Genomic DNA, 26,687 nt, shown 5'->3' with positions numbered 1-26,687 from the left:
GCCGGGGCCGCCACGGATGCAGGTGGTCTGGCCCAGGCCGGCGCTGGCATCGCCATGGGCGGGGCGGAAGTCGCTCGGCGCAGCCTGCTTGGCTATCAGCGTACTGAGGAAGTGACTGCGGACCGTTCCGCGATCGCCTATTTGGAACGAACAGGGCAGTCGGGTCGCGGGATGCTGCGGACCTTCGAGCGGCTGGGGCGCGATGTGGCGCTTGCCGGGATCAATGTCGATCCGTACCAGATCAGCCATCCTATGCCGCGGGAACGCATTGCAAATCTTAAGGCGCTCGTCGAAAACAGCCGCTTTGCAGATCGAGCAGATCCTCCGGAGCTTCGGCTGCGGCACGACCTGATGCGCGCCAAGATCGCGGCCTATACGGGCGGGCGGAACGCTGCAGCACGCATCTTCCGCAACGATCCGCAAGGCCTGCCGGCTCTTTATGCCGACGCTATCTCGACCTATCTCCAGGGTAGCCCACGCGATGCGCTCGCCAAAGTCGACCGGCTGATTGCCATGCAGCCCAGCAATCCCTATTTCCATGAACTTCGCGGAGAAGTTCTCATCAAGGCAAACAAGCCGCGGGAGGCCGCGAATGCGTATGCCAAAGCAATCTCCCTGGCTCCCTCGCCTTCTGGTATTCTGCAGATCGGCCATGGACAAGCGCTGCTTGCGACGGGTGCTCCCGATCTGATACGCAAGGCGGCGAGCGAGTTGAAAGCAGGACTTTCCCGCGAACCTGAATATGTTTCCGGCTATCGCTTCCTCGCCCAGGCTTACGGGCAGCTTGGTGAAATCGGTGCAGCCGAGCTTGCAACCGCAGAAGGAAACTTCCACGCCGGGCAGTATCGTGAGGCAAAGTCGTTCGCAGCGCGGGCGCAGCAGAAGTTCCGGCAGGGCTCACCGGAGTGGCTGCGCGCGCAGGACATCATCAATTACCGAGCGCCTGGCAGGCAATGACGCGTCCGACCGGGCTATGGCATCGGCGCTGGTGGCACCAGCCGCAACAACCTGAAAGGAACCCGCAATGAAAAGAATTCTCCTGGCAACGGCCGCAACAGCGACGCTCGCCGTTTCCGGGGTTGTCTTTCAGGCTGTCATGGGACCTGCCAATCTAGCGGCCGAAGAGCATAATGAAGGCAAGCCGCTGTCGCGGTCGCAGGTGGAAGGTATCGTTCGCGATTATCTGCTCGCCAATCCGGAGATCCTGATGGAGATGCAGACGGCGCTGGAAAGCAGGATGCGCGAGCAGCAGCTCCAAGCCACACGGCAGGCCATTACCGAATCCGCAGGCGAAATCTTCAACAGCGTGCATGACGGGGTAATCGGCAACCCGGAAGGCGACATCACCGTGGTCGAGTTCTTCGACTACAATTGCGGCTTCTGCAAGCGGGCCCTCAGCGATATGGAGGAGCTGGTTGCCAATGACAGCAATCTTCGCTTCGTGCTTAAGGAATTTCCCATTCTAGGCCCCGATTCTCAACAGGCTCATGTCGTCTCCATGGCCTTCCGCAATCTCATGCCGGAGAAGTACGCTGAATTTCACCGGCGTCTGTTAAGCGCAAACGGCCGTGCCACTGAAGCCACCGCGATCAATCTGGCGCTGGAACTAGGCATTGACGAGAGCGCACTGCGCGCTGAAATGCAGAACCCGCAAATTCAACGCATCATAGCTCAAACCTATGAACTGGCGGACCGGCTGCAGATCACCGGCACGCCGTCCTACGTTGTGGGCAACGAGGTAATTTTTGGAGCGATGGGCAGGGACGTACTGAGCGAGAAAATTGCCGTAGCACGCCAGTGACCATCTTCGTGCCGGTGACTATCTATATGGAAAGCTCCACCATCCACTGTCAGCAAGCACTTATCGTAGGGGAAGTTCAGGCTCTGCCCTTTCCGCCAGCATCCATCCCTACTATAAGGCTGCGGATCGCAGCAGGCGGGTAGGGTCATGACGAAGCCGGTGTTTATTCTGAACGGACCAAACCTAAATATGCTGGGCAAGCGCGAACCAGGCATCTATGGCGGTACGACCCTCGGCGAGATCGAGAATGACTGTCGCCAATTTGCCCGGAATAGCGGCATTAGCATCGAGTTCCGGCAAACGAATCACGAGGGCATGCTGGTAGACTGGATACAGGAGGCCGCGGAAGCATCCTCCGGCGTTATTATCAATCCGGGCGCATATGGACACACATCAATCGCTTTACATGATGCCATTCGCGCTGCGGCGCCGCTGCCCGTCATTGAAGTGCATCTGTCGAACATTTACGCACGGGAGCCATTTCGGCATCAATCAATGATAGCACCTGTGGCACGGGGTATGATATGCGGCCTCGGGGCCAAGGGATATACGCTGGCGCTTCAGGCGCTGGTACAGCTTTGAAGGCAAGGCAGGACAAGGATATGTCAGCGAAGAAGAACGGTGTTGACCAGCAGTTGATCCGCGATCTGGCGGCTATCCTTGAGGAGACCGGCCTCAACGAAATTGAGGTCGAGGCGGATGACCTGCGCATTCGCGTCGCGCGTCAGGCACCGGTTATGCATGCTTCGGTGCCTACTATGGCGCTACAGCCCGCTGCTTTAGCGTCCAGCCCCGCAATGAGCGAGGCAGAAGAAGCCCCGCAGCAGGCACTCGATATTGCCAGGAACGCGGTGCCCTCGCCCATGGTGGGCACCGCCTACCGGGCACCGGCACCGGGTGCCCAACCTTTCATCGACGTCGGGCAGACGGTCGAAAAAGGGCAGACATTGCTCATCATCGAGGCAATGAAGACCATGAACCAGATCCCCTCGCCTCGCGCCGGGGTCGTCAAGGCAATTCTTGTCGAGGATGCGCAGCCCGTGGAATATGGCGAGCCACTTGTTGTTATAGAATAGGCTGGCCCAGATGTTCCAGAAGATCCTCATCGCCAACCGCGGCGAGATTGCGCTCAGGATTCTCCGCGCCTGCAAGGAACTTGGCATCAAGACGGTGGCGGTCCATTCCACTGCCGATGCTGATGCAATGCATGTGCGGCTTGCTGACGAAAGCGTGTGCATCGGCCCGCCCGCATCCCGGGAGAGCTATCTGAACATTCACCAGATTGTCGCTGCCTGCGAGATCACCGGAGCGGATGCCATTCACCCAGGCTACGGCTTTCTTGCAGAAAATGCGAAATTTGCCGACATACTAGCTGCGCACAACATCACCTTTATCGGGCCTTCTGCTGAGCATATCCGCGTTATGGGCGACAAGATCGAGGCCAAACGCACTGCCAAGAAGCTGGGAATACCCGTGGTGCCCGGTTCGGAAGGAGCTGTGCGCGAGGACGGCGAGGCAAAGCGCATCGCCGCGGAGATCGGCTATCCGGTGCTGATCAAGGCCTCCGCCGGCGGTGGGGGGCGCGGGATGAAGGTGGCCCGTTCCGAGGCAGAGCTTTCGCAAGCTCTTTCGACAGCGCGCACGGAAGCAGGCGCCGCCTTCGGCGACGATGCCGTCTATATCGAGAAATATCTCGAAAAGCCGCGCCACATCGAGGTTCAGGTCGTGGGAGACGGCCAAGGAAACGCCGTTCACCTTGGCGAGCGCGACTGCTCCTTGCAGCGGCGTCACCAGAAGGTGTGGGAAGAAGCAACCTCCCCTGCGCTCAACGTTGAACAACGCATGCAAATCGGCGAAACGGTTTCCCGGGCTATGGCCGATCTGGGCTATTCCGGTGCCGGTACGGTTGAGTTCCTCTATGAGAACGGCGAATTCTACTTCATCGAAATGAACACCCGCCTGCAGGTCGAGCATCCGGTAACGGAAGCGATTACCGGTATCGACCTGGTACACGAGCAGATTCGCGTTGCCTCTGGGAGCGGTCTTTCGCTGAAACAGGAGGAGGTGCGTTTTCTCGGACACGCAATCGAATGCCGCATCAATGCCGAGGACCCCAAAACCTTTGTCCCCTCACCCGGAACAATTACGCATTATCACACGCCAGGCGGCCTCGGCGTACGCGTCGATTCGGCTGCTTATACAGGCTACCGTATCCCGCCTTACTACGATAGCCTCATCGGCAAGCTGATCGTGCATGGCAGAAACCGTGTTGAATGCATGATGCGGTTGAGGCGCGCGCTTGACGAGTTCGTTGTAGACGGCATCAATTCCACCTTACCGCTTTTTCGCGACCTGGTTGAAAATGTCGATGTGGCGAATGGCGATTATGATATCCACTGGCTGGAGAACCACCTCGCTGAAAGCCAGTAAGGTGCGGGTGGGGCCATGACGCGGCCTCTTGCACCGGGTTTTCGCATCTCACCCGAGCTGTTGCTGCGTGCTTACGCCACTGGCGTGTTCCCCATGGCAGAACGGGCTGATGATCCGGAGGTCTTCTGGGTTCGCCCGGAGATACGAGGCGTTATTCCGCTGGAAGAATTCCACATACCGCGAAGCCTGAGGAAGCTGCTGCGGCGGAATCCCTATGAGATCCGCTACGATTTTGACTTTCCAGCCGTCATAGCCGCTTGCGCGGAGCCTTCGCCGGACCGGCAGGAAACGTGGATCAACGAGACAATCCGCGAGGCCTATACGGCTCTTTACGAGCGTGGCTATTGCCACTCGGTGGAAGCCTGGCGCGAGGGCCGGCTATGCGGCGGGCTCTATGGCGTAAGTCTGGGACGCGCTTTCTTCGGCGAAAGCATGTTTACACGAGAGCCCAATGCCTCGAAGATATGCCTTGTCCATCTGGTGGAGCATCTGATCGAACGGGGCTTTACACTTCTGGACACGCAGTTCACCACCCCGCATCTGAAGCACTTCGGCGCCATCGATGTGCCGCGCAGGCGCTATGAACAGCTTCTGGCCGACGCGCTGGAAGGAAGCGCGAAGTTCTAAAGAGTTCTGTCAATGAAATTTCCCTTGCCCCTGACGGAGGCGCGACTCGTGCGCCGCTACAAGCGCTTTCTGGCTGACGTGATTCTTCATGATGGAACGGAAATCACCGTTTCCGTTCCGAATACAGGATCGATGCTAGGATTGACGGCCCCGGGCTCGCGAGTCTTTCTGTCCCGATCGGACAATCCCAAAAGGAAGTATGCTTATACGCTGGAAATCGTCGAAGCGGACGGAACAATGGTGGGAATCAATACGGGCCTGCCGAACAGGCTCGCTGCCGAGGCCATTCGTGCCGGGCTCATCGACGATCTTGCTTCCTACCCCACCATCAAGCCTGAGCAGAAGTATGGAGAGCGTTCGCGCATCGATTTTCTGCTCCAACATCCCGAGCGCCCTCCCGCCTATGTCGAAGTGAAGAACGTCCACTACATGCGGGAGCGGGGCCTGGCGGAATTTCCCGATACGGTGACGGTGCGCGGCGCCCGTCATCTAGAGGAACTCGCCGCCATGCGGGCAGCAGGCGCCCGCGCGATCATGATCTATGTTGTACAACGTGGAGATTGCACGCGATTCCGTCTCTGCGCCGATCTCGACGCGTCCTATGCGGCTGCTTTCATGCGTGCAAAACGCGCAGGGGTTGAAGCTTTCGTGATAGGGTGCCAAATCAGTACCGAAGCGATCGTGCCTGATCGCATGATAGACATGGAATGCTGATGGTCACCTATCTCGACGCGGATACCGCTCCCCTCCGCAACACTGGCCAGATCCGCCTCTACGGAGAGGAAGCTTTCGAAGGAATGCGCAGGGCGTGCCGCCTTACTGCGCAGTGCCTTGACGAACTTGCCACCTTCGTTAAACCCGGCGTGACGACAAACGCGATTGACCGTTTCGTCTTCGAATACGGCATGGACAGTGGCGCCATTCCTGCCACGCTCAACTATCGCGGATATACGAAATCGAGCTGCACATCCATCAACCATGTGGTGTGCCACGGCATCCCCGACGACAAGCCGCTGCGCGAAGGGGACATTCTCAACATCGACGTGACCTATGTGCTGGACGGCTGGCATGGGGATTCAAGCCGCATGTACCCGGTCGGCAGGATAAAACGGGCGGCCGAAAGGCTTCTCGAAGTCACCTATGACTGCCTTGTCCGGGGCGTGGAGGCCGTGAAACCGGGCGCGCGCACGGGCGCCATCGGCGCGGCCATCCAGACCTACGCCGAAAGCCACCGCTGCTCGGTCGTGCGTGATTTCTGCGGTCATGGGGTGGGATACCTCTTCCACGATGCGCCCAACATTCTCCATTATGGAACAGCGAATGAAGGCGTGGAGATGAAGCCCGGAATGATCTTCACCATTGAACCGATGATCAATCTCGGCCGACCGCATGTGAAAGTCCTGTCGGACGGTTGGACCGCCGTGACCCGCGACCGTTCTCTTTCCGCGCAATATGAGCACACTGTCGGCGTGACAGAGGACGGATGCGAGATCTTCACATTGTCGCCTGCGGGGCTCGACCGGCCCGGCTTGGTCTCGTAAACTTCGTCGAGACTTTTAGGGGGGTTAAATGGGGAATGAAAACGAGCGTGGCTTTCTGACTGAAAGCGTGCTCCCGGCGGCGGCTGAGCGAAATCCGGTAAGACTTCACAAAAGTGCTGCCAAAAAGCTTCATGAAGGGCATCGCGCCCGCCTGCGCCAGCGTTTCGACGAGGCCGGCCCGGAGGCGCTTGCCGATTACGAGCTTCTGGAAATGCTCCTCTTCCGCTCAGTCCCGCGCGCCGACACCAAGGCTCCGGCAAAGATGTTACTGCAGCGTTTCGGTTCCATCAGCGAGGTCCTTGGCGCATCCGAGAATCGGCTTCGGGAAATTCCCGGCATCGGAGAAACGGCGGCGCGCGATATCAAACTCGTGGCTGCCCTGACGCAACGCATGTTGAAAAGCGAGATCCGTGGACGACATGTCTTATCTTCCTGGACACAGGTGCTTGATTATTGCCGTGCAGTGATGGCCTATGAAGACCGGGAGCAGTTCCGCATCCTTTTTCTGGATAAGAAGAACGCCCTTATTGAAGACGAATGCCAGCAGACAGGAACGGTTGACCACACACCTGTATATCCGCGCGAGGTGGTCCGCCGTGCACTGGAGCTTGCCGCAAGCGCGATCATCCTCGTCCACAACCATCCTTCGGGCGATCCCTCGCCGTCACGCGCCGATATAGAGATGACGAAAACAATAATGGCGACGGCACAACCGTTAGGTATTCTCGTCCACGATCACATCATCATTGGGAAGAATGGCCATGTCAGCATGAAGGGCATGAAGCTCATCTAAGACACGCCGCGAAAGCAGCGCTCAAGGGAGAGCCGGTTAGCCTAAGCGTAAAATATGCCGCTATCGCTCCCCGGGCTTGTCTCGGCTCTTTCCACTGCAGACACGCCGGATTGTTCACCCAGTTCCGCCAAAAGCCGCAACCTTGCTCGGTTTAATCGGCTCTTGATCGTGCCGATGGCGCAATTACAGATCGTGGCAGCTTCCTCGTAGCTCATGCCAAGAACTCCGATAAGCATCATGACCTCGCGCTGCTGTTCCGGCAAGCGCTGGATCGCGTTATGGATCTCCAGACCGCGCGCGGACCATTCCTGGGTGGCGTTCACGACGGGCCGTGCAGAAACACAATCGGCTGAACCCGGCGCCTCCCGTTTGGCCACCTTGATCTTGGTGTAGAAGGTGTTGCGCATGATAGTAAAAAGCCAGGACTTCATACTGGTCCCGGCTTCGAACTGGTGCAGATGTGAGAGTCCTTTGGTAAGGGTTTCCTGCACCAGATCATCGGCGTCGCTGGCATCCCGATAGAAAGTGCGCGCGAAGGCTCGCAGCGCGGGTATCAGGTCGACGATCTCGGAGCCCGGATTTTTCGGAGCGCTATGTCTCACATGGCGGGACGTTGCCATTCCGAAATCCTTTATCGTAAGAGTCGGCTTGCGTCGTTCCGGTGGTTAATGCGCGATGGCGTCCGGAGTTCCAACTTACATTGCCGGTGCCCCAAGAGATCAAGCAATAAAAAAGGCCGGAACAGATCCCGTTCCGGCCTTTTCCCTTCGCGGCCCGCTTCTTTCTAGAGTCTTTCATGTTTTGACGGAAGCGTATCCGGCGTTTGCGAGGTAGTTTGCGCATTCGCCGGGTTCGATGGTTGAGACGAGGTGCCCGATGTGACGCCATGTGTCCTCGACGGTTCGTTTCTGGGCATGGCGCATCCAGTGCTTGATCTTGGCAAAGGCCTGTTCGATCGGGTTGAGGTCTGGTGAATAGGGCGGCAGGAACCAGAGCCTGGCGCCGGCCGCCCGGATTGAAGCTCGGACGGTGGCCGACTTGTGGGAACCCAAATTGTCCATAACGACGATGTCGCCGGGTTTGAGGACCGGCACGAGCTGCTGCTCAACATAGGCCCGGAAGCACTGTCCGTTGATTGGTCCGTCAAAGACGCAAGGTGCTGTCAGCCCATCGCAGCGCAGCGCGCCCACGAAGGTCAGCGTGCGCCAGTGACCGTGCGGGGCAAAGCCGCGCAGGCGCTTGCCGCGTGGTCCCCAGCCGCGCAGGGGCGCCATGTTGGTCTTGATCCAGGTTTCGTCGATAAAAACCAGCCGGTGCGGGTCAAGGCTCGCCTGAAAGGAACGCCAGCGCTGACGCCTGCGCGCTATGTCGGCCCGCGCCTGCTCAAGGGCGAACAGTGTTTTTTTTGAACCGAAGCCCCTCGCGCTGCAGAAACTGCCACACGGCATTGTGCGACACCTTCACCCCGCGCGCAGCCAGTTCATCCTTGAGCCGGTGCAGCGACAAATGCGGCACCTGATTGATGCGCTCGACGATGAACGCCCGGTGCGGCTCGAGCACCCGCTTTCGGTGGCCGCCCATCTTGCCCGGCGCGACCGAGCCCGTCGCACGATAACGTTGATGCCACTTCACCACCGAAGAAACCGAGACACCGAACCGGGCGGCCGTCGACCGGCAACTCTCCCCGGCCTCGATCGCTCCAATCACGCGCTTGCGAAGATCATTGGAAAGAGGTGCTGTCATAAGATGCTGGCCTCCTCTCCAGCCAACATCTTGAATCACAAAAAGGACCCGATGGGAACCCCAACCGATTCAGACAAAGAATGAACCGCTCTAAAGCTTCAAATTCCTCAATCTCAGCGCATTCGCGATGACCGACACAGAGGACAGGCTCATTGCCGCCGCAGCAATCATTGGTGACAGTAGCACACCGAAAACGGGATAGAGCAAACCGGCTGCGATTGGCACTCCAGCCGCGTTGTAGACGAAGGCAAAAAAGAGGTTCTGCTTGATATTGCGGATCGTCGCCTTGGCCAGCTTCCGGGCGCGCACGAGGCCGGAAAGATTGCCCTTCACGAGCGTTATTCCTGCGCTTTCAAGGGCCACATCCGCACCCGTACCCATGGCAATGCCAACGTCAGCGGCCGCCAGTGCCGGCGCGTCGTTTATGCCATCTCCGGCCATTGCGACCTTCGCTCCCTGCGCATGCAACTCATCGATGAGCGCCTTTTTCTCTTCCGGCAGAACGTCCGCGCGAACCTCATCAATGCCAAGGATCTTAGCCACCGCATGCGCGGTGCGCTTATTGTCGCCCGTCGCCATGATGATCTTCAGCCCCAGCGCGTGCAGCTCCCCGATCGCTTCCTTTGCCGCCGCCTTGATCGGATCGGAGACCGCGACGATACCGGCAAGTCGCCCGTCTATGGCAACGAACATTGCCGTTTTTCCGGCTGCCTGAAGCCGTGCAGCATCGTCCGCAAGGGCCGATAAATCGATGCTCCGGTCATTCATCATGGCTGCATTGCCAAGTGCAATCCGGTGGCCTGACGCCGTGCCGGCAACGCCTTTTCCGGTCAGGGACTCAAACGCTTCGGTCGTGGCGAGTTTCAGCCCCTCTGCTTCAGCTCCCTCCACAATGGCCTCTGCCAACGGATGCTCTGACCCACGCTCAAGGCTTGCGGCAAGCAACAGAAGTTTGTTTCGATCGGTTCCTTCGATCGCCACCACGTCCGTCAGTTTCGGCCGCCCCTCGGTAAGCGTGCCGGTCTTGTCCACCACCAGCGTGTCGACATGAGCAAAACGCTCCAGTGCCTCCGCATCACGGATGAGCACACCTCCCTGCGCGCCTCTTCCGGTCGCGGTCATGATCGACATCGGCGTGGCAAGGCCCAGCGCACAAGGGCAGGCGATGATGAGCACGGACACTGCCGAAACGATCGCGTAGATCATGCTTGGTTCGGGACCGAAGATCGCCCAGATGACAAAGGCCAGGATCGCGACGATCACCACCGTCGGCACGAACCATGCCGAGACCCGGTCCGCCAGCCCTTGGATCGGAGCCCTGGAGCGCTGCGCTGCCGCGACCATTTCAACGATCCGCGCCAGCATCGTGTCGCTTCCAACCTTCTCGGCGCGCATGATCAGCGTGCCGTTCTTGTTGAGCGTACCGCCTGTAACCGTGTCGCCTGCTTGTTTCTCCACAGGAACAGGCTCGCCGGTAATCATGGATTCATCGAGCAGGGAGCGGCCCTCTACCACTACGCCGTCAACCGGAACGGCTTCACCCGGACGGATGCGCAGGCTGTCGCCAACATGCACGTCTTCCAGCGGCACGTCATTTTCTTTGCCGTTGATTTCGATTCTGCGTGCAATCTTCGGCGACAGATCGAGCAGCGCCCGGATTGCCGAGCCTGTGCGAGCGCGGGCCTGAAGCTCCAATACCTGACCCAGGAAGACCAGTGCGACGATTACGGCCGCTGATTCGAAGTAGACTGGCACCGCGCCATCATGGGTGCGGAACGAAGCGGGGAACACGTCCGGAAAAAGCGTGGCCACCAGGCTGTAGCCATAAGCTGCCCCGACGCCGATGGCGATCAGCGTCCACATATTCGGGGTGCGATTGACGATGGTCTGCCAGCCGCGATGGAAGAAGGGCTTTGCCGCCCACAATACAACTGGGGTCGCCAGCGCGAGCTCGATCCAGTTTGCTACCCGCTCCCCCAACCATTCACGGACCGGCAGGCCAAGCATCGGGCCCATCGCTATGACAAGAAGTGGGATCGCGAGCAGAGCGCTCACCCAGAAGCGCTTGGTAAAATCCACCAACTCCGGGTTCGGCCCCTCATCACCGGTTGGAACGCCCATCGGCTCCAGTGCCATGCCGCAAAGCGGACAACTTTCCGGCTCGTCGCTGATGATTTCCGGATGCATGGGACAGGTATATTTCGTGCCTTCCGGCATGGGTTCCGGCTTGTGCCTGCCGCTTAGATAGCGTTCCGGATCCGCCTTGAACTTCTGCTCACAGCCGGCGGAGCAGAAGTAGAAGCCCCTGCCCTCATGACGATGGAAATGTTGCGCGTGAGCACGATCGACCTGCATCCCGCACACGGGATCCTCAGCCCTCAGATAGGCTTCAGGATCGGCCGTGAAGCGATCCCGGCAGGACTGGCTGCAGAAATGATAGTGGTGGCCGCCATAATCCGCCCTCAGCCTGGATTGGGAGGGATCGACGATCATCCCACAAACTGGATCGCGCACGATCTCCGCAGCCTGGAAATCCGAATGCGAGCAATAATCGGGGCTATGTTCTTGCTGTCTCATCTTCCGATCCGAAACTATTCGACGGGCTGGAGATAGGGTTTCCAGTAACTGGAAGGTCAAGCGGAACCGCACATCCGGAGCCGGACGTACCAGATGACGCCCCTCACATTGAGGCAAGTCAAAGGATATGGAGCGCCAACGAGTGGAAGCCAACGATCATATAGGCACGCTGCGGCTGCCTTTTGCAGCTAACAAAACGACGAACATTCTCGTCGGTATATCCTTAGCGGATCGGCTAGGCTGCTGTTCCTGTCCCAAGTCGCGGTAGCCAGACGTCTTCACCGCGCATCCGGCTTTCATCCCGGCTGGAGGATCGCGCGGTCTTGGCTACGGATCTCGCGTTCTGTAGATGGAAAGCGCACACAGCGCTATCCCTATCCTCTCGACCACCCGTCTTTTCGCAAATTACGCCGCGCCTTGCGCGCGAGCTTCAGCGAGCGCCTTGAGGTCTGCCGGCTTCAATTCTACCGATTCGCCACAACCACAGGCTGAACTCTGGTTGGGATTGTTGAAGACGAATCCTGTGCGAAGCCGGCTCACCTCAAAATCCATCTCGGTGCCTAGAAGAAACAGCGCCGCTTCAGGCGCTACATAGACATGAGCACCGTTGTGCTCGATATGATCATCCTTGGGATCCGGCTTCGTGACCAGATTCACCGAATATTCCATGCCTGCGCAACCACCCTTCTTGATACCTACACGCACGCCGCGAGCGCCTTCACGAGTGTCCATGATTTCGCGAACGCGTGCAGCCGCTGCATCGGTAAGGGTAATCACCTGAAATCGGCCCATCAATCTCTCCAATTACCGCCGAGGTCCAAGTTCTCGCGGTTGCTATCAAGATGGTTCGTAAAAGGCGATCTGGCAAGGGTGGGCTTTACTAGTACCATCCGAGTGCAACCTGCGCCTCCTCCGACATGCGGTCCGGCGTCCATGGCGGATCGAAGACCATGTTGACCTCGACATTGCTTACACCCTCGACCGCGCTAACGGCGTTCTGCACCCAGCCGGGCATCTCGCCCGCCACTGGGCAGCCAGGGGCAGTTAGCGTCATGTCAATCTTCACCGATCGGTCATCCTCGATGTCGATCCTGTAGATCAGACCGAGTTCATAGATGTCTACGGGTATCTCCGGATCATAGACCGTCTTGAGCGCGCCGATAATGTCGTCTGACATGCGCGCAATCTCATCGGCCGGGATCGCAGACGCCGATGACGTTTCGTCCCTTGCCTGTATCTCGTGCTTATCTGCGGTTTCACTCATTTCGTCACCCGAAGAATTTGCGCGCCTTCTCAAGCGCCTCAGCAAGCGCATCCACCTCCGCCCTCGTATTATACATGGCGAATGAGGCGCGGCATGTCGAGGTCACCCCGAAGTGTTTGAGCAATGGCTGCGCGCAATGGGTCCCTGCGCGCACCGCTATGCCTGCCCGGTCGATAACCATGGCCACGTCATGCGCGTGGATGCCGGCAAGCTCGAAAGAAACTATAGCTCCCTTCCCCGGCGCGGTACCGAAAATGCGCAGCGACTTGATCTGCCCCAACCTCTCATGCGCGTATGCCGAAACATCCGCTTCATGCGCGGCAATGACCTCGCGGCCGATGCTGCACATATATTCCAGCGCTGCGCCAAGCCCAATCGCCTGTACGATGGGAGGGGTACCCGCCTCGAAGCGATGTGGCGGATCGTTATAGGTGACGTTGTCGAGCGTCACGTCCTCGATCATTTCGCCGCCACCCTGGAACGGACGCATTTCTTCCAGCCGCTCGCGCTTGCCATAAAGCACCCCAATACCGGAGGGACCGTAGAGCTTGTGGCCCGTGCAAACATAAAAATCGCATCCCAGCGCCTGCACGTCCACCGGCAGGTGCACCGCACCCTGGCTGCCATCGACAAGAACGGGAATGCCCCGCTCATGAGCAATCCGGACAATTTCAGCGATGGGCGTCACCGTTCCCAGAACGTTCGACATATGCGTAATGGCGACGAGCTTCGTGCGCTCGTTCAGACACTTCTTGAACGCCTCAATATCGAAGCTGCCCTCGTCGTCTACCGGAGCCCAGACAAGCTTGGCACCCTGCCGCTCGCGAAGAAAATGCCACGGCACGATATTGGAGTGGTGCTCCATGATGGAAAGCACAATCTCATCGCCCTCGCTGATCCTCGGCATGGCATAGCCAAAGGCTACCGTGTTGATGGCTTCCGTGGCGGACTTGGTGAAGACGACCTGCTCGAGACTTGCGGCATTAAGGAACTTGCGAACGATTTCTCTCGCATTTTCATATACTTCCGTCGCAGCATTAGAGAGAAAGTGCAAGCCGCGATGGACATTTGCGTACTCATAGGCATAGGCATGCGAGACAGCGTCTATAACTGGCTGCGGCTTCTGCGCGGAGGCAGCACTATCAAGATAGACGAGCGGCCGCCCATGGACCTCGCGCGCCAGGATAGGAAAGTCGCGGCGGATGGCTTCGACATCATAGGTGCTGGTTTTGAGCTTCTGGTCCATCTTCGTTCCACTTCCAGCACCCTTCGGGCGCCACCACTGCCGCTTCTTCCGCTTCCTGCCGGCTAGATCATTTCAGGACATCATCGAAAGGCTGGATGATCTATGCCTTTGTCTGTTCCCAGTTCCGGCCGGAAAACGGTGTCCGATTAGCTGCCTGCAAAGGCGACGAGTAACGTCGTGCCTCATCCATGTGCGGCGAACCACGCATCCAGCTTGGTCTCCAGCGCATCGACGATCGACTCGTCCTCCAACTCCTCGATCACTTCCGCCAGGAAAGCCTTCACCAGAAGCCCTCGGGCCGTCTTCTCATCTATGCCGCGGGCCATCAGGTAGAACAAATGATCCTTCTCGATATCCGTCACCGTCGCTCCGTGGCCGCACGCCACGTCATCGGCGAAGATCTCCAGTTCCGGCTTGGATGAGAAGCCGCCCTCGTCTGAAAGAAGCAGCGTGTTGCACGCCATCTTGGCGTCCGTCTTCTGGGCCTCGCGTGCTACGCGGATCTGGCCCTGGAACGCGCCCTCAGCCCGGCCCGTCACTACGTTGCGGAAGAGCTCGGTAGAGGTCGTATGCGGTGCAGCGTGGTCGAGCACCATTGTTACGTCGCAATGGGACTGCCCTGCCAGCAGATTGATGCCCCGCAGCCGCAACTCCGAATATTCACCGGCAGCCACAATCCGCAATTCCTGCCGCACAAGCTTGCCGCCAGCATTCATTACGAACAATCCCACCTTCGCGTGCTGGCCGATATTCACATTGATACGACCCAGATGAGATACGCTTTCCGGCTGGTCCTGAACGATGATCCAGTTGACATTGGCATTGTCAGCAACGTCAAGATGGCTGACTGACGATACGAACGCCTCGCCCTCGCCGGAATGACGCTCGACGATGGTGGCGGTCGCGCCGGCGCCTACTTTGACGGCAAAGCGGGTGTGCGTTTGTCCACCGGCGTGAAGGTTCTGCAACTCGATCGGCCGGCTTACTTCCGTTCCCGCCGGAATGTCGAGCATGAAGCCGTCGGCCGCGAAAGCCGAGTTGATGGCGGAAACCGTGTCGTCGGAAGCTTCAAAGCCCAGCAACGCCGCGGCAGTGCCGTCGGCAAGCTTCTGCGCGGACGTTGCCGCGGTAATACCTTCGATTTCCTCCGGCGCATCAGCGCGGCCATTCAACACCGAAAGCACCACAGAGTCTGGCAGGATTGATGCGCGAGCCGTAACGGCGGCCGTCGCCTCCAGATCAGGCAACCGGGAAAGCAGCCTGCGAAGATCCGTATAGTGCCACGCTTCCACCTTGCGTGTAGGCAAGCCCTTGCGCAGGAGTTCCACCGCCTCCTGGCGCTTTTCTGCAACCGGGCCATTGCCCGGCAACCCCGTAGAGAGCTTCGAGAACGCCTCCAGTAGCGCTTCTTCGGCCGGGGTGCGCGTTGTCTGCATGTGCATATTCATCGTCACCCCCTCAAGCGGCCTCGCCTACCAGGCCGGCATATCCGTCTCTTTCAAGCTCCAGGGCCAGTTCCTTGCTCCCCGAGGTCGCGACGCGACCACGATAGAGCACATGGACCGTATCGGGCACGATATGCTCAAGCAGGCGCTGGTAGTGCGTAATAACAAGCACCGCCCTGTCGGGCGAGCGCAGCGCATTCACCCCGTCAGCGACAACCTTGAGTGCGTCGATGTCCAGGCCGGAATCAGTTTCGTCTAGCACGCAGAGCTTCGGCTCCAGGAGCTTCATCTGGAGAATTTCCGCTCGCTTTTTCTCGCCGCCGGAGAAGCCGACATTAAGCGGCCGCTTCAACATGCTCATGTCCATCTGCAACTCGTCGGCTGCGGCGCGGACACGCTTCATCAGCTCCGGGATCTTCAGTTCGTCTTCTCCGCGGACCTTGCGCTGGGCATTCATAGCGACCTTCAGGAACTCCATGGTCGCAACACCCGGTATTTCCATCGGATACTGAAAGGCGAGGAAGATCCCCGCCGCGGCGCGCTCGGCAGGGTCCATCTCGAGGATCGACTCGCCGTTGAAAAGAATGTCGCCCTCGGTCACCTCATAGTCTTCGCGACCGGCCAGCACATAAGAAAGGGTAGACTTGCCCGAACCGTTCGGCCCCATGATTGCAGCCACCTCGCCCGCCTTTACGGTGAGATTGACGCCGCGCAGGATCTCCGTTCCGTCTTCGGCAATGCGTGCGTGAAGGTTCTTGATTTCCAGCATAACGTATAACCCCAAACTGATTGCGCCGGCTTAGCCGACCGAGCCTTCAAGGCTGATATTGATGAGTTTCTGCGCCTCAACGGCGAATTCCATCGGCAACTCCTGGATGACATCCTTGACGAAGCCGTTGACGATCAGCGCGATCGCCTCCTCCTCCGGAATGCCGCGCTGCATCACGTAGAACTTCTGGTCCTCGGATATCTTCGAGGTTGTCGCCTCGTGCTCCACCTGTGCCGTCGAGTTTTTCGTCTCGATATACGGGACGGTGTGCGCACCGCAGTCATTACCGATCAGAAGTGAGTCACAATTTGTAAAATTGCGCGCGTTCTCAGCCTTGCGATGGATCGAAACCTGACCGCGATAGGTGTTGCTCGACCTGCCGGCAGAAATCCCCTTGGAAATGATCCGGCTCGACGTGTTCTTGCCCAGATGGATCATCTTCGTGCCTGAATCGATCTGCTGGTACCCATTCGAGACAGCAATGGAGTAAAACTCCCCACGCGAATTATCGCCGCGCAGCAAACAGGAAGGGTATTTCCAGGTAATCGCTGAACCGGTCTCGACCTGCGTCCAGGAAATCTTGGAATTCTTCCCGCGGCAGTCGCCGCGCTTCGTCACGAAGTTGTAGATGCCGCCCTTGCCTTCTGTATCGCCCGGATACCAGTTCTGCACCGTTGAATATTTGATCTCCGCATCATCGAGCGCGATCAGCTCGACCACGGCGGCATGGAGCTGGTTTTCATCACGTTGTGGCGCGGTGCAACCCTCCAGATAGGAAACGTAGGAGCCTTCATCGGCGATGATGAGAGTACGCTCGAACTGACCCGTATTCCGCTCATTGATGCGGAAATAGGTGGAGAGCTCCATCGGGCAGCGGACGCCCTTGGGCACATAGACGAAAGAGCCATCGGTAAAGACAGCCGAGTTCAGCGTGGCGTAGAAATTGTCGGTCTGCGGAACGACAGAGCCGAGATACTTGCGAACAAGCTCGGGGTGCTCTCGGATAGCCTCCGAGATGGAGCAGAAAATGACACCTGCCTTGGCAAGCTCTTCCTTGAAGGTCGTAATGACCGAGATCGAGTCGAAGACCGCATCCACCGCCACCCGGCCGGATTGGTAGACATTGTCCGCCTCGCCCTCAAGAGAGCTCGGCTCGCCGACCTTGCGCACGCCGGCAAGGATTTCCTGCTCCCTAAGGGGAATGCCGAGCTTTTCGTAAGTGCGCAGCAGTTCCGGGTCAACCTCATCGAGCGACCTGGGGCCGGCCTGGTTCTTCGGCGCGGCATAATAATGGAGGTCCTGAAAGTCGATCTTGGGATAGGCGACGCGAGCCCAGCTCGGCTCCTCCATGGTCAGCCATCTCCTGTAGGCGGCAAGCCGCCACTCGGTCATCCATTCCGGCTCGTTCTTTTTTCCGGAGATGAAACGGATGATCTCCTCATTCAAACCCTTGGGAGCTTTCTCCGTCTCAATGATCGTCTCGAACCCGTATTTATACTGGTCCACATCGATCTTTCGGACCTGATCAATCGTTTCCTGCACCGCAGGCATCAGCTTTCTCCATACACGCCGAAGTCAAGATCCGGCAGTTTCAGACTCTGACTAGCGCCCCTTATGTAGTAAGCGCCGCCACCCGATTCATCCGCCTCCGCGAAAATATGTCTCCCTTACTCCATTTTTATATCTGCAAAGCGTGCGGCGGTGGAACTAGGCCGCTGCAATCTTCTCCTTGCGCCTTGCGACTATACGTTCAAGGGCGGCCGCGAAGGCATCAATCTCCTCACCTCTGGTCTGAAGCCCGATCGAAACCCGCAGCGCCCCAGCTTCCTCCCCAAAGCCCATTGCTTTCAGAACATGGCTAGGGCCTACCTTGCCCGACGAGCAGGCCGAGCCGGCGGACAAGGCTATGCCCTCCAGATCAAAGGCGATCTGGGCGGTTTCCGCCTTCATGCCGGGAATCGCGAAAAAGGATGTATTCGGCAAGCGCGGAGCATTCGCGCCATAGATGATTGCATCGGGCACGAGCTTCTTCACGCATTCTTCCAGCCGGTCTCGCATCCCGGCGATCTCCTCCATCCGCATAAGACCCGCCACTGCTTCCCGCGCAGCAGCGCCGAAGCCGGCGATAGCTGGGACACTCTCCGTCCCCGCCCGGTGGCTGCGTTCCTGTCCGCCACCCCTGATCAAAGGCAGAGGCATCATCAGGTCCCCCGCCCCCACCACGGCACCAGCGCCCTTAGGGCCCCCGATCTTATGAGAGGAAAGGATCAGAAAATCCGCGTATCCGGTGGATATGTCTAAAGGAACTCGCCCAGAAGCCTGGACGGCATCGAGAATGACAACCGCCCCGGCCGCTTTCGCCAGACGACCTATCACTTCGAAATCCTGAACAACGCCAGTTTCGTTATTGGCCAGATGCAAGGCGACAAGAGGCAATCCCTGCGTCGCGTCATGTTCTTCAAGCGCTTGCTGGAAGGCGTCTAGATCGAGGCGTCCATCCGAGTCCACGCCGATCCTTTGCACATCCTTCTCCGGAAAACGTCCACCGGAGAGGATACAGGGATGGTCGGTCTGCGAAACATAAAGGCGCGCAAAGCGGAGCGGCGCCCGGCCCATCGTCCAGTCGGGCGAAAGCAGCATTGCAGCGGCCTCGGTAGCGCTGGAGGTGAACACCACATGCTCCGGTCTGCCGTTCACGAGCGTAGCCACGGCTCGCCGGGCATCCTCGATAATCTTGCGCGCGGCACGCCCTTCAGCATGTACTGAGGACGGGTTGGCGGCTTCAAGCGCATCCACGACGGCACGCCGCGCTTCCGGCAAAAGCGGAGCCGTGGCGTTATAGTCGAGATAGATGCGTTCGTCCGGCATATCCGTTCCATCGATGCCCCGGCGCCATAAATATGGCGGCCGCGACGTTATTTCCTTGAATTTTCTAGGTGAGCCATCCTATTTACCGGCTCTCAGGGTAGCGTTTCTCGCCACCCAGTTTTGAAAAGTTCTAAACTAGCTTCTATGGAGGCCCAGGCGTCGCGTCAAGACCCGCTTTTTCCTGCTTTGTCAGGCGCCGGTCTCGCCGTCGGCCGTTGGAGTACAAATGCCAGAGGTCATATTTACCGGTCCGGCCGGTCGTCTGGAAGGCCGCTATCAGCCTTCCAAAGAAAAGAACGCGCCCATCGCGCTCATCCTGCATCCGCATCCGCAATTCGGCGGTACGATGAACAACAAGATCATCTACGATCTTTTCTACATGTTCCAGAGTAGAGGCTTTACCGCCCTCCGCTTCAATTTCCGCGGCATCGGGCGCAGCCAGGGTACTTTCGATCACGGCACGGGCGAGCTGTCCGATGCGGCGGCGGCTCTGGACTGGGTGCAATCACTGCATCCCGATTCGAAGAGCTGCTGGGTGGCTGGCTACTCCTTCGGCGCGTGGATTGGAATGCAGTTGCTCATGCGCCGGCCAGAGATCGAGGGGTTTATCTCCATTTCACCCCAGCCCAACATCTATGACTTCTCGTTCCTTGCTCCCTGCCCTTCCTCCGGACTCATCATCCACGGCGAGGCGGACCGAGTAGCGCCTCCGGCCGACGTTCAAACGCTGGTCGACAAGCTGCAATCGCAGAAGGGAATTACAATCACGCAGAAGACGATACCCGGCGCAAACCACTTCTATTCTAATGCAACGGATCAGCTTATTCAGGAGTGCGCGGGTTATCTGGACGCCAGGTTGAGGGGCGAGCTTTCCGAACCCCGGCCAAAGAGGCTGCGCTAAGCGCAGCCCGATGCGCAACGCGCTCCCAAGTTTTCTCATCTGGATCCGATAATGCACGAGTTCAAGTCCGATTTCCTGCGTGTTCTTTCCGAGCGCGGCTTCATCCACCAGATCTCTGATGCGCCGGGCCTTGACGAACTTTTCTCCCGAGAGATCGTGACCGCTTATATCGGTTTCGACGCTACCGCCAGGAGCCTGCATGCAGGCTCTCTCATCCAGATCATGATGCTGCACTGGCTGCAGAAAACCGGCCATCGGCCCATCGCGCTCATGGGCGGCGGCACCTCGATGATCGGAGATCCTTCGTTCAAGGATGAGGCTCGTAAACTTCTGACAGAGGAAGCGATTGCGGAGAACCTTGCTGGCATCAAGCGCAATTTCGAACCTTATCTGTCCTTCGGCGAAGGGTCGACGGACGCGATCATGGTCAATAATGCGGATTGGCTGCTCGACCTCAATTACGTATCCTTCCTGCGGGACGTCGGACGGCATTTCTCGGTCAACCGGATGCTCTCGTTTGAATCCGTAAAGCTCAGGCTTGAGCGGGAGCAGTCGTTGTCCTTCCTGGAGTTCAATTACATGATCCTCCAGGCCTATGATTTTGTGGAGCTTTACCGCCGCTATGGCTGCCGGCTGCAGATGGGCGGCTCCGATCAATGGGGCAATATCGTCAACGGTATCGAACTTGGGCGGCGCATGGAGGATGTAACGCTCTGCGCACTGACCTCGCCATTGCTGGCCACCGCTTCCGGAGCCAAGATGGGGAAGACGGCATCGGGTGCCGTGTGGCTCGATCCTGAGATGATGAGCCCGTACGATTTCTGGCAATATTGGCGCAACAGCGAAGATGCCGATGTAGGCCGCTTCCTGAAGCTTTACACCACCCTGCCCATGGACGAGATAGCAAGGCTGGAAGCGTTGGGCGGCGCAGAGATCAACGAAGCCAAGAAAATCCTCGCCACGGAAGTCACAGCCATGCTGCATGGACGTGCCGCTGCCGAGGCCGCGGCGGACACGGCTCGCAAGACCTTTGAGGAAGGCGCGCTGGCCGAAAGCCTTCCAACCGTCGAAATACCCCGCCACGAGATCGAGGATGGGATTGGTGTTCTGTCGGCAGTCGTGCGGGCGGGGCTTGCCGCCACCAATGGCGAGGTACGCCGCGCCATCGCCAACAACGCCATCCGCATCAACGACAAGCCCGTTGCTGATGAGCGTGCTACGGTCAGCGCAGGGGATCTTACCGGTGAAGGTGTCGTGAAAATCTCCTTCGGACGAAAGAAGCATGTCCTGTTGCGCCCTGTGTGAAGAGGCGCCACGCTACCTTGCCAAGGCAGCTCCTCAGCGGAATTCGAAGAGTTGCCTCAGGAAACCCGGGGCAATGGCCGAGATCGGATTTACCTCCAGTCTCGGGTTCCCGAATTTTCCGGAAAGCCGGTAAGTAATGCCGATCAGGCCACGATCGCGGCCGTTTCCGAGAAGCTGGCCGATCAATGGAATCTCCCCAAAAATCCTGTTGAAGCCATAGAGCGGCATGAAAGTACCGGTGATATCCATATTGTCGCTGGCGTCGAAAAGCATGCCCTGAAAGGTCGAGCCGATCAGCGGCCCGCGTACCACTCCATTGCCGATATGAAGCTGCCGTGGCGCTTTTGTCAGCATGGCCGCACCATGCTCGAAATGGACCCGCGTGACATCGACTTCCCCATTCCGCCCTTGTTCGGTCGCGGCGACAAGTGAGCGCATCCGCGGTTCATTGACCACCCAGAACTGACGCAGATCGAGCCGGCCGGAAAGTATGTCGCTCTCCACCGGACCTTCCATCACAAGGCCCAAAATGCCATTTTCAACGTGCTTGTAGATGTCGAGAAAGCGCAACAGCGCTCCCGCATTGTCGGAGGCGACCTGGACCCTGTGCCGCCCCTGCTCGATGCCCTTCTTCAGGACGGCAGAGCCGAACTCCCGTGTGGCTCCGGTAACCGACAGCCGGTCCGGCCCGCGACCGCCTGTAGCATAGGTCAGCTCGACGCCGTTTAGGCTCTCACCGTTGAAACCTTCCACCCGCTCGAAGGATGCTCTTACGGAAACCGCCTGCCTCGCCTGCTGTCTGCCTGCCATGGCGAATGTGCTCCCTTCGCCCAAAGCCCGGCGTATCAGCCCCCTTGCGTCGATGGCGGCACCCTTCGCCGCAACTACATATTCTCCGGCTGCTGTGCGGGTAATATCGGCCGAATATTCGTCATTCCGATTGAACCGCACGCGACTGAACTGCGCTTCCATCAGTTCTCCGCCGTCAAGCTTGACGCGGCCAACCAGGGTAAAGCTTTCCCCCCGGAGGGCAAAATCTGAAAGCTCCAGCCTGCCGCCATCCCGCTTAATCAGGAAGGATGCGGTAGCGGGGATACCGGCCCCCTTGCGCCAGCCGATCCACGGTACTTCCAGCCGAGCCTGGTCGAGCTTCACCTCAATCCTCTGCTGCTCTCCGGCCTGCTCCTCATAGATCACGGTGAAGGGTCCGGACAGGAAAAGCCCCAAACCAGGGAAAAGGCGCTCGCGGGAGGCGTCATCCAGCTTCAACTCGACGTGGCGGCTCCGCTCTGTCTTGGAGGCGCCGAAAGGCTGAATGATGTGAAGGTTCGCTGGAACCGCGTTGAGCTCCGCCTCAGCGACAATCTCCGCCCCCTCCGGCTGAACAAGAAGCTGCCCCTTTGCCCTTGCCACTTCCTGCCCCTCGAAGGGCCGGGCAATCGACAGTTCGTCATAGTTGAATTCAACGCGCCAGTTCAGATTCTCGGCCGGAATGTTCTCCTGTAAGGGGATGTCGGCGCTGATATGACCAGCCATCCTTCCGGTAAGATCCTGGGGAGCAAGGTCGTGGAAGCGTGACGCGTTGATGGGGGCGTAGGAGGCCAATTCGACGACGGCCGGAGCCTCACCCTCAACATCGATCTCCAGCTTTCCTATGCGCGGTGACAGGTGCGCAGCCATGATTTTAAAGGTTCCGCCACTGGTCGAGACCAAACGACCGCTAGGCATGTAAATTGCGCCGGATGTGAGCCCGACATTGACGTCGGAGCCGCGGAAATGCACCCAACCCTCTCCGTCGCGCACGGGCGGGATCTCTCCTGCTATGTCGAAGCGGGTATCGGAAAGGACGAAACGGCCATACACCTCGTCTCCGGTAAGCGGGACGCCATTGCCGAGCCGCCCAGGCGGAACGCTGAGATGGATCTCGCTTTCGCGAACACGGCCTCCGAAAACGTTCTTCAACGTCCAATTGCGCGCTCCGGGCGCGGCAAACCACGGCCAGAATTGCTTCACATGGGCGGTAGGCAGGTCCGACACCTGTAACGCCAGGGAAACGCCGGGCGACACACCCTCGGGCAAGATCAGGGAAGCGCTCGCCGCAAGGCTTCCGCCCGATGTGCGAATGTCGATCTTCTCCGCCACAAGCCGTGAGTCCAGCGGCTCGAAACGGCCGGCAAGCCGCATGGCGAAGGGTAGTGCAGGCTCGGGGGAATCCGCAGGCGCCACTAGCGATTGTGGAGAAAGCATTTCGAGACGGTAAAGCGGCTCATCTTCCGCCGGCGATATGATGCCGCGCAGGTCGATACGCGTACGGCCGATTGCAAACCGTGCTGTGGAAATGGCGTAGCTATTCCTGCCCTCTTCAATCGCCACGCGCGCGGTAGCGCTATCCACCATAATCTCATCCTGGTCGAAGCCGATCAGCGTATCGCCCAGTCGCATTTCGAGATCGAGCACGCCCTCTTGCGTACCGTTCGCCTCCCGACCTGTTAGCGCGAGCGAAAAAGTTCCGAGCGCACGCACCAACCCTTTAGTTGCTTTTCCCGAACCTTCCTCCTCTTTTGCTGAAAGGTCGAAGGACAGGTTGGAGATCGCTTCCGTCCCGGCATCCCGCTCTGCCTTTCCATCGAAGGACAGATCGCGGCCGCGGAACCTCGCCACTCCTTCGAAGGCGATTTCTATGTCGCCGCGCCGGTATAGCTCCAGTTCCTCAACGACGATCTCCGATGCACTCGCCTCACTAGAGAGCAGCCCGACATCGGCGAGGCTGACCTGGCGGACGCCGGACCTGCGCGTGATGGCGAATGCCTGATGGACCGCACCGAAGACCGCTTCCTGCAAGCGATCGGGGCGCAAGAGGCCATTTTCGTCAAGCAGCGTCGTGGCATTTGCCCGTTGTGTTATCCTGGCCGGGGAAAATGCCGCTTCGGCCATGGCGACTCGCGAAAGCTCGATCCGACCAAAGAGGAGCGGCACGGCACGCAGGCCAAGCCGCAGCTTTCCTGCCTTAGCGATCGGTTCGCCGTCGCTCCTGCGGATAACGCTTATATCCTGCACTTCCAGTGCAAAGAGACTGGTGGTGCCCAACCCGAGCCGCAGGCCGCCGAGGCTCACGTTGGCATCCAAACCTGCCAGCCGCTCCACAGCCCTTTCGGCCTGAAGCCGCAACTGCTCGTTGCCGATAGGGCCCAGTCCGACCACGTGAATGGCGGCACCGACAACGAGCATGAGGGCAACAAGAATGACGAATGTCCGGAGCACTCGCCGATGCACGCGACGGCGCGTCCGGCACAGGCGCGGCAACGGCCACTTGGCCGATGGGAAACTCTCCAGCGGGGCGATCTCCGCGCGCCGGAAACGCACCAATTTGTGTTCGCTCGAGTCTTGCGCCACCGAATTCCCGTTAAGGCCTGCCTGTCGTGATTGGACGAATCCCGTCGAACTGCGATACTCACTCGTATACGCTGGCTCTTGCGAGAATAGCAGAAATTGCTGAATGCAAGCTCAACTACTGACACAAGAGGGTAAGAAAATGACCATTCCCGCTAAAGGAGACCATGCGCCTGATTTCGAGCTTCCGGCAGATGGCGGAAGGACAGTTAGACTTTCGGATTTTCGCGGCCGCCCGTTGGTGCTCTACTTCTACCCCAAGGACGATACCAGCGGCTGCACCGCGCAGGCCCTGGATTTCTCGGCGCGCAAGGGCGAGTTCGACGCGCTTGGTGTTGCAGTTATCGGCGTCTCCCCCGATACGCCCAAAAGCCACGATAAATTCAAAGCGAAGCATGGGCTGGAGATTGTTCTGGTGTCCGATACCGATAAGGACGTTCTTGAAGCATATGGCGTTTGGACCGAAAAGAGCATGTATGGGCGCAAATATATGGGTGTGGAGCGAAGCACCTTCCTAATAGATCAAGAGGGAAAGGTCGCCGAGGTATGGCGCAAGGTGAAAGTGCCCGGCCACGTCGACCTAGTGCTTGCTGAAGCGAAGGCGCTCCTCGGCACGCCATCCTGATCCTGCGCCAGCCAAATGGTTTGTTAACCCTAATATTGTGTAATTGCTTCGTCGGATTCCTGGCAATGGTCGCGCGGACTCGTGAAGCAAGTACACCAAACACGCGTTTCCAAAAAACGTAGAGAAGTCTCCACAATCATTATCGCTCGTGGAGATCGGATCCGCTATTTCACTGTCAGACCTTGGCTAACCGTTATTACCGGGGGGATCGTTATCGCCCTGGTAGCCGGGTATATCGCGGCGACGGCATATCTCGTTCTGCGCGACAACCTGATGAATGCCGCCTTCGTCCAGCAGACGCAATTGCAGCAAGCCTACGAAGGCCGGATCGCGGCACTGCGCGCCGAACTGGACCGGATAACCAGCCAACAGATCCTCGAGCAGCATCTCATGCAGCAGAGAATCGATGAATTGATGGAACGGCAGGAACTGCTAACACGCCGCCACAGCCGCCTCAGCCCTGTGCTGGAACGGGCGGGTCGCCTAAGCAGAAGCGTTGAAACAATCCCGATCCCCTCGCCCCGGCCTGACACCCACGCCCATCTCGGTAAGGAAGAACCGGACCGGTCGATCATAACCGGCACCGCTTTCTGGGCAAGCAGCCCGCAGTTGCAGGTGCCCTGGCCATTCCGCCCCACCCATGGTTCGTCGGATCCGGACCAGCTTTTCCAATCGCTCAACCGCTCGCTGCACAATCTTGAAGCCGACCAGTTGCACCGCATAGACACCGTGGCGGAGGAAGCTTTCCAGACGGCCGAGGCCATTGCCGAGGCGCTCAGTGCCGCGGGAATACCGGTAGCGGATGACTATGGAGAGGGCGACGTTGGAGGCCCCCTGTTTTTTGCTGGAGAAAACCTACCCTTTGAGGATCGCGTGCGTGAGCTCGACGACGTTCTCAGCCGCTTGGAAGAACTGAAGCAGAAAGCGCGCCGCATCCCGATTGCCAACCCCATCCCCGGCGCGGCGGTTACAAGCGGCTTCGGCGTTCGCCGCGATCCTCTTATTGGCCGTCCGGCCCATCACTCGGGAATTGATTTTCGTGCGAGAATGGGCGCGCCGGTACGCTCGGCGGCTGCGGGGCGCATTATCAAGGCCGGCTGGACGGGAGGCTACGGCCGAATGGTCGAGATCGACCACGGAGACGGCATTAGCACGCGCTATGCCCATTTAAAGAAAGTCCTCGTCAAGGAAGGCGACGAGGTGGGAACAGGAGAAATCGTCGGACATGTGGGCAGCAGCGGCCGCTCGACCGGACCCCACCTGCACTACGAGGTTCGCCGCAACGGCCGCGCCGTCAATCCGCTCCAGTTCATAGCCGCGGGCCGCCGCATCATTCAGTACTTATAGAAATGGCAGAAAAGC

Annotated in this window: 24 protein-coding genes; 13 read left to right on the top strand and 11 right to left on the bottom strand. The window is 58.9% G+C overall.

Annotated features, from left to right (window positions below):
- From HUS57_RS07485 to radC, 9 genes are all read left to right on the top strand, one after another.
- A partial coding sequence (locus tag HUS57_RS07485) for a M48 family metalloprotease (protein WP_173932221.1) occupies positions 1 to 957 on the top strand: 957 nt, incomplete at its 5' end.
- Positions 958 to 1,096: 139 nt separating this feature from the next.
- A complete protein-coding gene (locus HUS57_RS07480; protein WP_246727792.1) occupies positions 1,097 to 1,801 on the top strand; it encodes a DsbA family protein in 705 nt (234 codons plus the stop codon).
- 147 nt (positions 1,802 to 1,948) lie between these two features.
- The gene (aroQ, locus tag HUS57_RS07475) at positions 1,949 to 2,383 is read left to right on the top strand and encodes a type II 3-dehydroquinate dehydratase (protein ID WP_173932219.1); all 435 of its coding nucleotides are present in this window, start codon (positions 1,949 to 1,951) and stop codon (positions 2,381 to 2,383) included.
- A 20-nt stretch (positions 2,384 to 2,403) separates the two neighbouring features.
- The gene (gene accB, locus HUS57_RS07470) at positions 2,404 to 2,877 is read left to right on the top strand and encodes an acetyl-CoA carboxylase biotin carboxyl carrier protein (protein WP_173932218.1); all 474 of its coding nucleotides are present in this window, start codon (positions 2,404 to 2,406) and stop codon (positions 2,875 to 2,877) included.
- A 10-nt stretch (positions 2,878 to 2,887) separates the two neighbouring features.
- Positions 2,888 to 4,231, top strand: coding sequence for an acetyl-CoA carboxylase biotin carboxylase subunit (accC, locus tag HUS57_RS07465; RefSeq protein ID WP_173932217.1), 1,344 nt, complete (start codon positions 2,888 to 2,890; stop codon positions 4,229 to 4,231).
- Positions 4,232 to 4,246: 15 nt separating this feature from the next.
- Complete coding sequence (gene aat, locus HUS57_RS07460) at positions 4,247 to 4,858, top strand: leucyl/phenylalanyl-tRNA--protein transferase (RefSeq protein ID WP_173932216.1); 612 nt, start codon at positions 4,247 to 4,249, stop codon at positions 4,856 to 4,858.
- A 12-nt stretch (positions 4,859 to 4,870) separates the two neighbouring features.
- Positions 4,871 to 5,572 carry a DNA/RNA nuclease SfsA gene (sfsA, locus tag HUS57_RS07455; protein ID WP_173932215.1) on the top strand — a complete coding sequence of 234 codons (702 nt, stop codon included), beginning with the start codon at positions 4,871 to 4,873 and terminating at the stop codon, positions 5,570 to 5,572.
- Positions 5,572 to 6,399 carry a type I methionyl aminopeptidase gene (map, locus tag HUS57_RS07450; protein WP_173932360.1) on the top strand — a complete coding sequence of 276 codons (828 nt, stop codon included), beginning with the start codon at positions 5,572 to 5,574 and terminating at the stop codon, positions 6,397 to 6,399. Before sfsA ends, map begins: the two co-directional genes overlap by 1 nt.
- A gap of 28 nt (positions 6,400 to 6,427) precedes the next feature.
- Complete coding sequence (radC, locus tag HUS57_RS07445) at positions 6,428 to 7,192, top strand: DNA repair protein RadC (protein ID WP_173932214.1); 765 nt, start codon at positions 6,428 to 6,430, stop codon at positions 7,190 to 7,192.
- A 41-nt stretch (positions 7,193 to 7,233) separates the two neighbouring features.
- On the opposite strand, the gene HUS57_RS07440 is transcribed toward radC, so the two are convergent.
- The 10 genes from HUS57_RS07440 to HUS57_RS07395 form a co-directional block, all read right to left on the bottom strand.
- Positions 7,234 to 7,812 (bottom strand): sigma-70 family RNA polymerase sigma factor, encoded by a 579-nt coding sequence (locus HUS57_RS07440; RefSeq protein ID WP_173932213.1) that lies wholly within the window; start codon positions 7,810 to 7,812, stop codon positions 7,234 to 7,236.
- 174 nt (positions 7,813 to 7,986) lie between these two features.
- Positions 7,987 to 8,935, bottom strand: a protein-coding gene (locus tag HUS57_RS07435; protein WP_173931600.1) for an IS630 family transposase whose coding sequence is annotated in 2 segments (ribosomal slippage) — positions 7,987 to 8,598 and positions 8,600 to 8,935 — 948 coding nt in all. Because the reading frame shifts where the segments join, the coding sequence is not laid out codon by codon here.
- Positions 8,936 to 9,025: 90 nt separating this feature from the next.
- Entirely contained in the window at positions 9,026 to 11,512 is a 2,487-nt protein-coding gene (locus HUS57_RS07430; RefSeq protein WP_173932212.1) for a heavy metal translocating P-type ATPase, read from the bottom strand.
- Positions 11,513 to 11,917: 405 nt separating this feature from the next.
- Positions 11,918 to 12,304, bottom strand: coding sequence for a Fe-S cluster assembly scaffold SufA (gene sufA / locus HUS57_RS07425; RefSeq protein WP_173932211.1), 387 nt, complete (start codon positions 12,302 to 12,304; stop codon positions 11,918 to 11,920).
- 88 nt (positions 12,305 to 12,392) lie between these two features.
- Positions 12,393 to 12,776, bottom strand: a complete 384-nt coding sequence (locus tag HUS57_RS07420; protein ID WP_173932210.1) for an SUF system Fe-S cluster assembly protein — start codon at positions 12,774 to 12,776, stop codon at positions 12,393 to 12,395.
- Positions 12,777 to 12,780: 4 nt separating this feature from the next.
- Positions 12,781 to 14,022: a cysteine desulfurase gene (locus HUS57_RS07415; RefSeq protein WP_173932209.1), complete on the bottom strand. Its 1,242-nt coding sequence runs from the start codon at positions 14,020 to 14,022 to the stop codon at positions 12,781 to 12,783.
- Positions 14,023 to 14,204: 182 nt separating this feature from the next.
- The gene (gene sufD / locus HUS57_RS07410; protein WP_173932208.1) at positions 14,205 to 15,470 is read right to left on the bottom strand and encodes a Fe-S cluster assembly protein SufD; all 1,266 of its coding nucleotides are present in this window, start codon (positions 15,468 to 15,470) and stop codon (positions 14,205 to 14,207) included.
- A gap of 10 nt (positions 15,471 to 15,480) precedes the next feature.
- Positions 15,481 to 16,236 (bottom strand): Fe-S cluster assembly ATPase SufC, encoded by a 756-nt coding sequence (gene sufC, locus HUS57_RS07405; RefSeq protein WP_173932207.1) that lies wholly within the window; start codon positions 16,234 to 16,236, stop codon positions 15,481 to 15,483.
- 30 nt (positions 16,237 to 16,266) lie between these two features.
- Positions 16,267 to 17,787, bottom strand: a complete 1,521-nt coding sequence (gene sufB / locus HUS57_RS07400) for a Fe-S cluster assembly protein SufB (RefSeq protein WP_173932206.1) — start codon at positions 17,785 to 17,787, stop codon at positions 16,267 to 16,269.
- A 156-nt stretch (positions 17,788 to 17,943) separates the two neighbouring features.
- On the bottom strand, positions 17,944 to 19,104 hold the full coding sequence (locus tag HUS57_RS07395) for a cysteine desulfurase family protein (RefSeq protein ID WP_173932205.1): 1,161 nt from the start codon (positions 19,102 to 19,104) through the stop codon (positions 17,944 to 17,946).
- A 226-nt stretch (positions 19,105 to 19,330) separates the two neighbouring features.
- Between HUS57_RS07395 and HUS57_RS07390 the strand changes: the two genes are divergently transcribed.
- Positions 19,331 to 20,005, top strand: coding sequence for an alpha/beta hydrolase (locus HUS57_RS07390; protein ID WP_173932204.1), 675 nt, complete (start codon positions 19,331 to 19,333; stop codon positions 20,003 to 20,005).
- Positions 20,006 to 20,056: 51 nt separating this feature from the next.
- Positions 20,057 to 21,310, top strand: a complete 1,254-nt coding sequence (gene tyrS, locus HUS57_RS07385; protein WP_173932203.1) for a tyrosine--tRNA ligase — start codon at positions 20,057 to 20,059, stop codon at positions 21,308 to 21,310.
- Positions 21,311 to 21,343: 33 nt separating this feature from the next.
- Here tyrS and HUS57_RS07380 read toward each other — a convergent pair whose 3' ends face one another.
- Positions 21,344 to 24,571, bottom strand: coding sequence for a DUF3971 domain-containing protein (locus tag HUS57_RS07380; RefSeq protein WP_173932202.1), 3,228 nt, complete (start codon positions 24,569 to 24,571; stop codon positions 21,344 to 21,346).
- 271 nt (positions 24,572 to 24,842) lie between these two features.
- Here HUS57_RS07380 and bcp point away from each other — a divergent pair, with 271 nt between their 5' ends.
- Both bcp and HUS57_RS07370 read left to right on the top strand, forming a co-directional pair.
- Entirely contained in the window at positions 24,843 to 25,325 is a 483-nt protein-coding gene (gene bcp / locus HUS57_RS07375; RefSeq protein WP_173932201.1) for a thioredoxin-dependent thiol peroxidase, read from the top strand.
- 81 nt (positions 25,326 to 25,406) lie between these two features.
- Positions 25,407 to 26,672, top strand: a complete 1,266-nt coding sequence (locus tag HUS57_RS07370; RefSeq protein ID WP_173932200.1) for a M23 family metallopeptidase — start codon at positions 25,407 to 25,409, stop codon at positions 26,670 to 26,672.
- Positions 26,673 to 26,687: the final 15 nt, after the last annotated feature.

It is taken from the genome of Chelativorans sp. Marseille-P2723, from assembly GCF_902809845.1.
Lineage (GTDB): Bacteria > Pseudomonadota > Alphaproteobacteria > Rhizobiales > Rhizobiaceae > Chelativorans.
The sequence above is the reverse complement of the archived record's forward strand: the minus strand, read 5'-3'. Positions and strand labels throughout refer to the sequence as shown.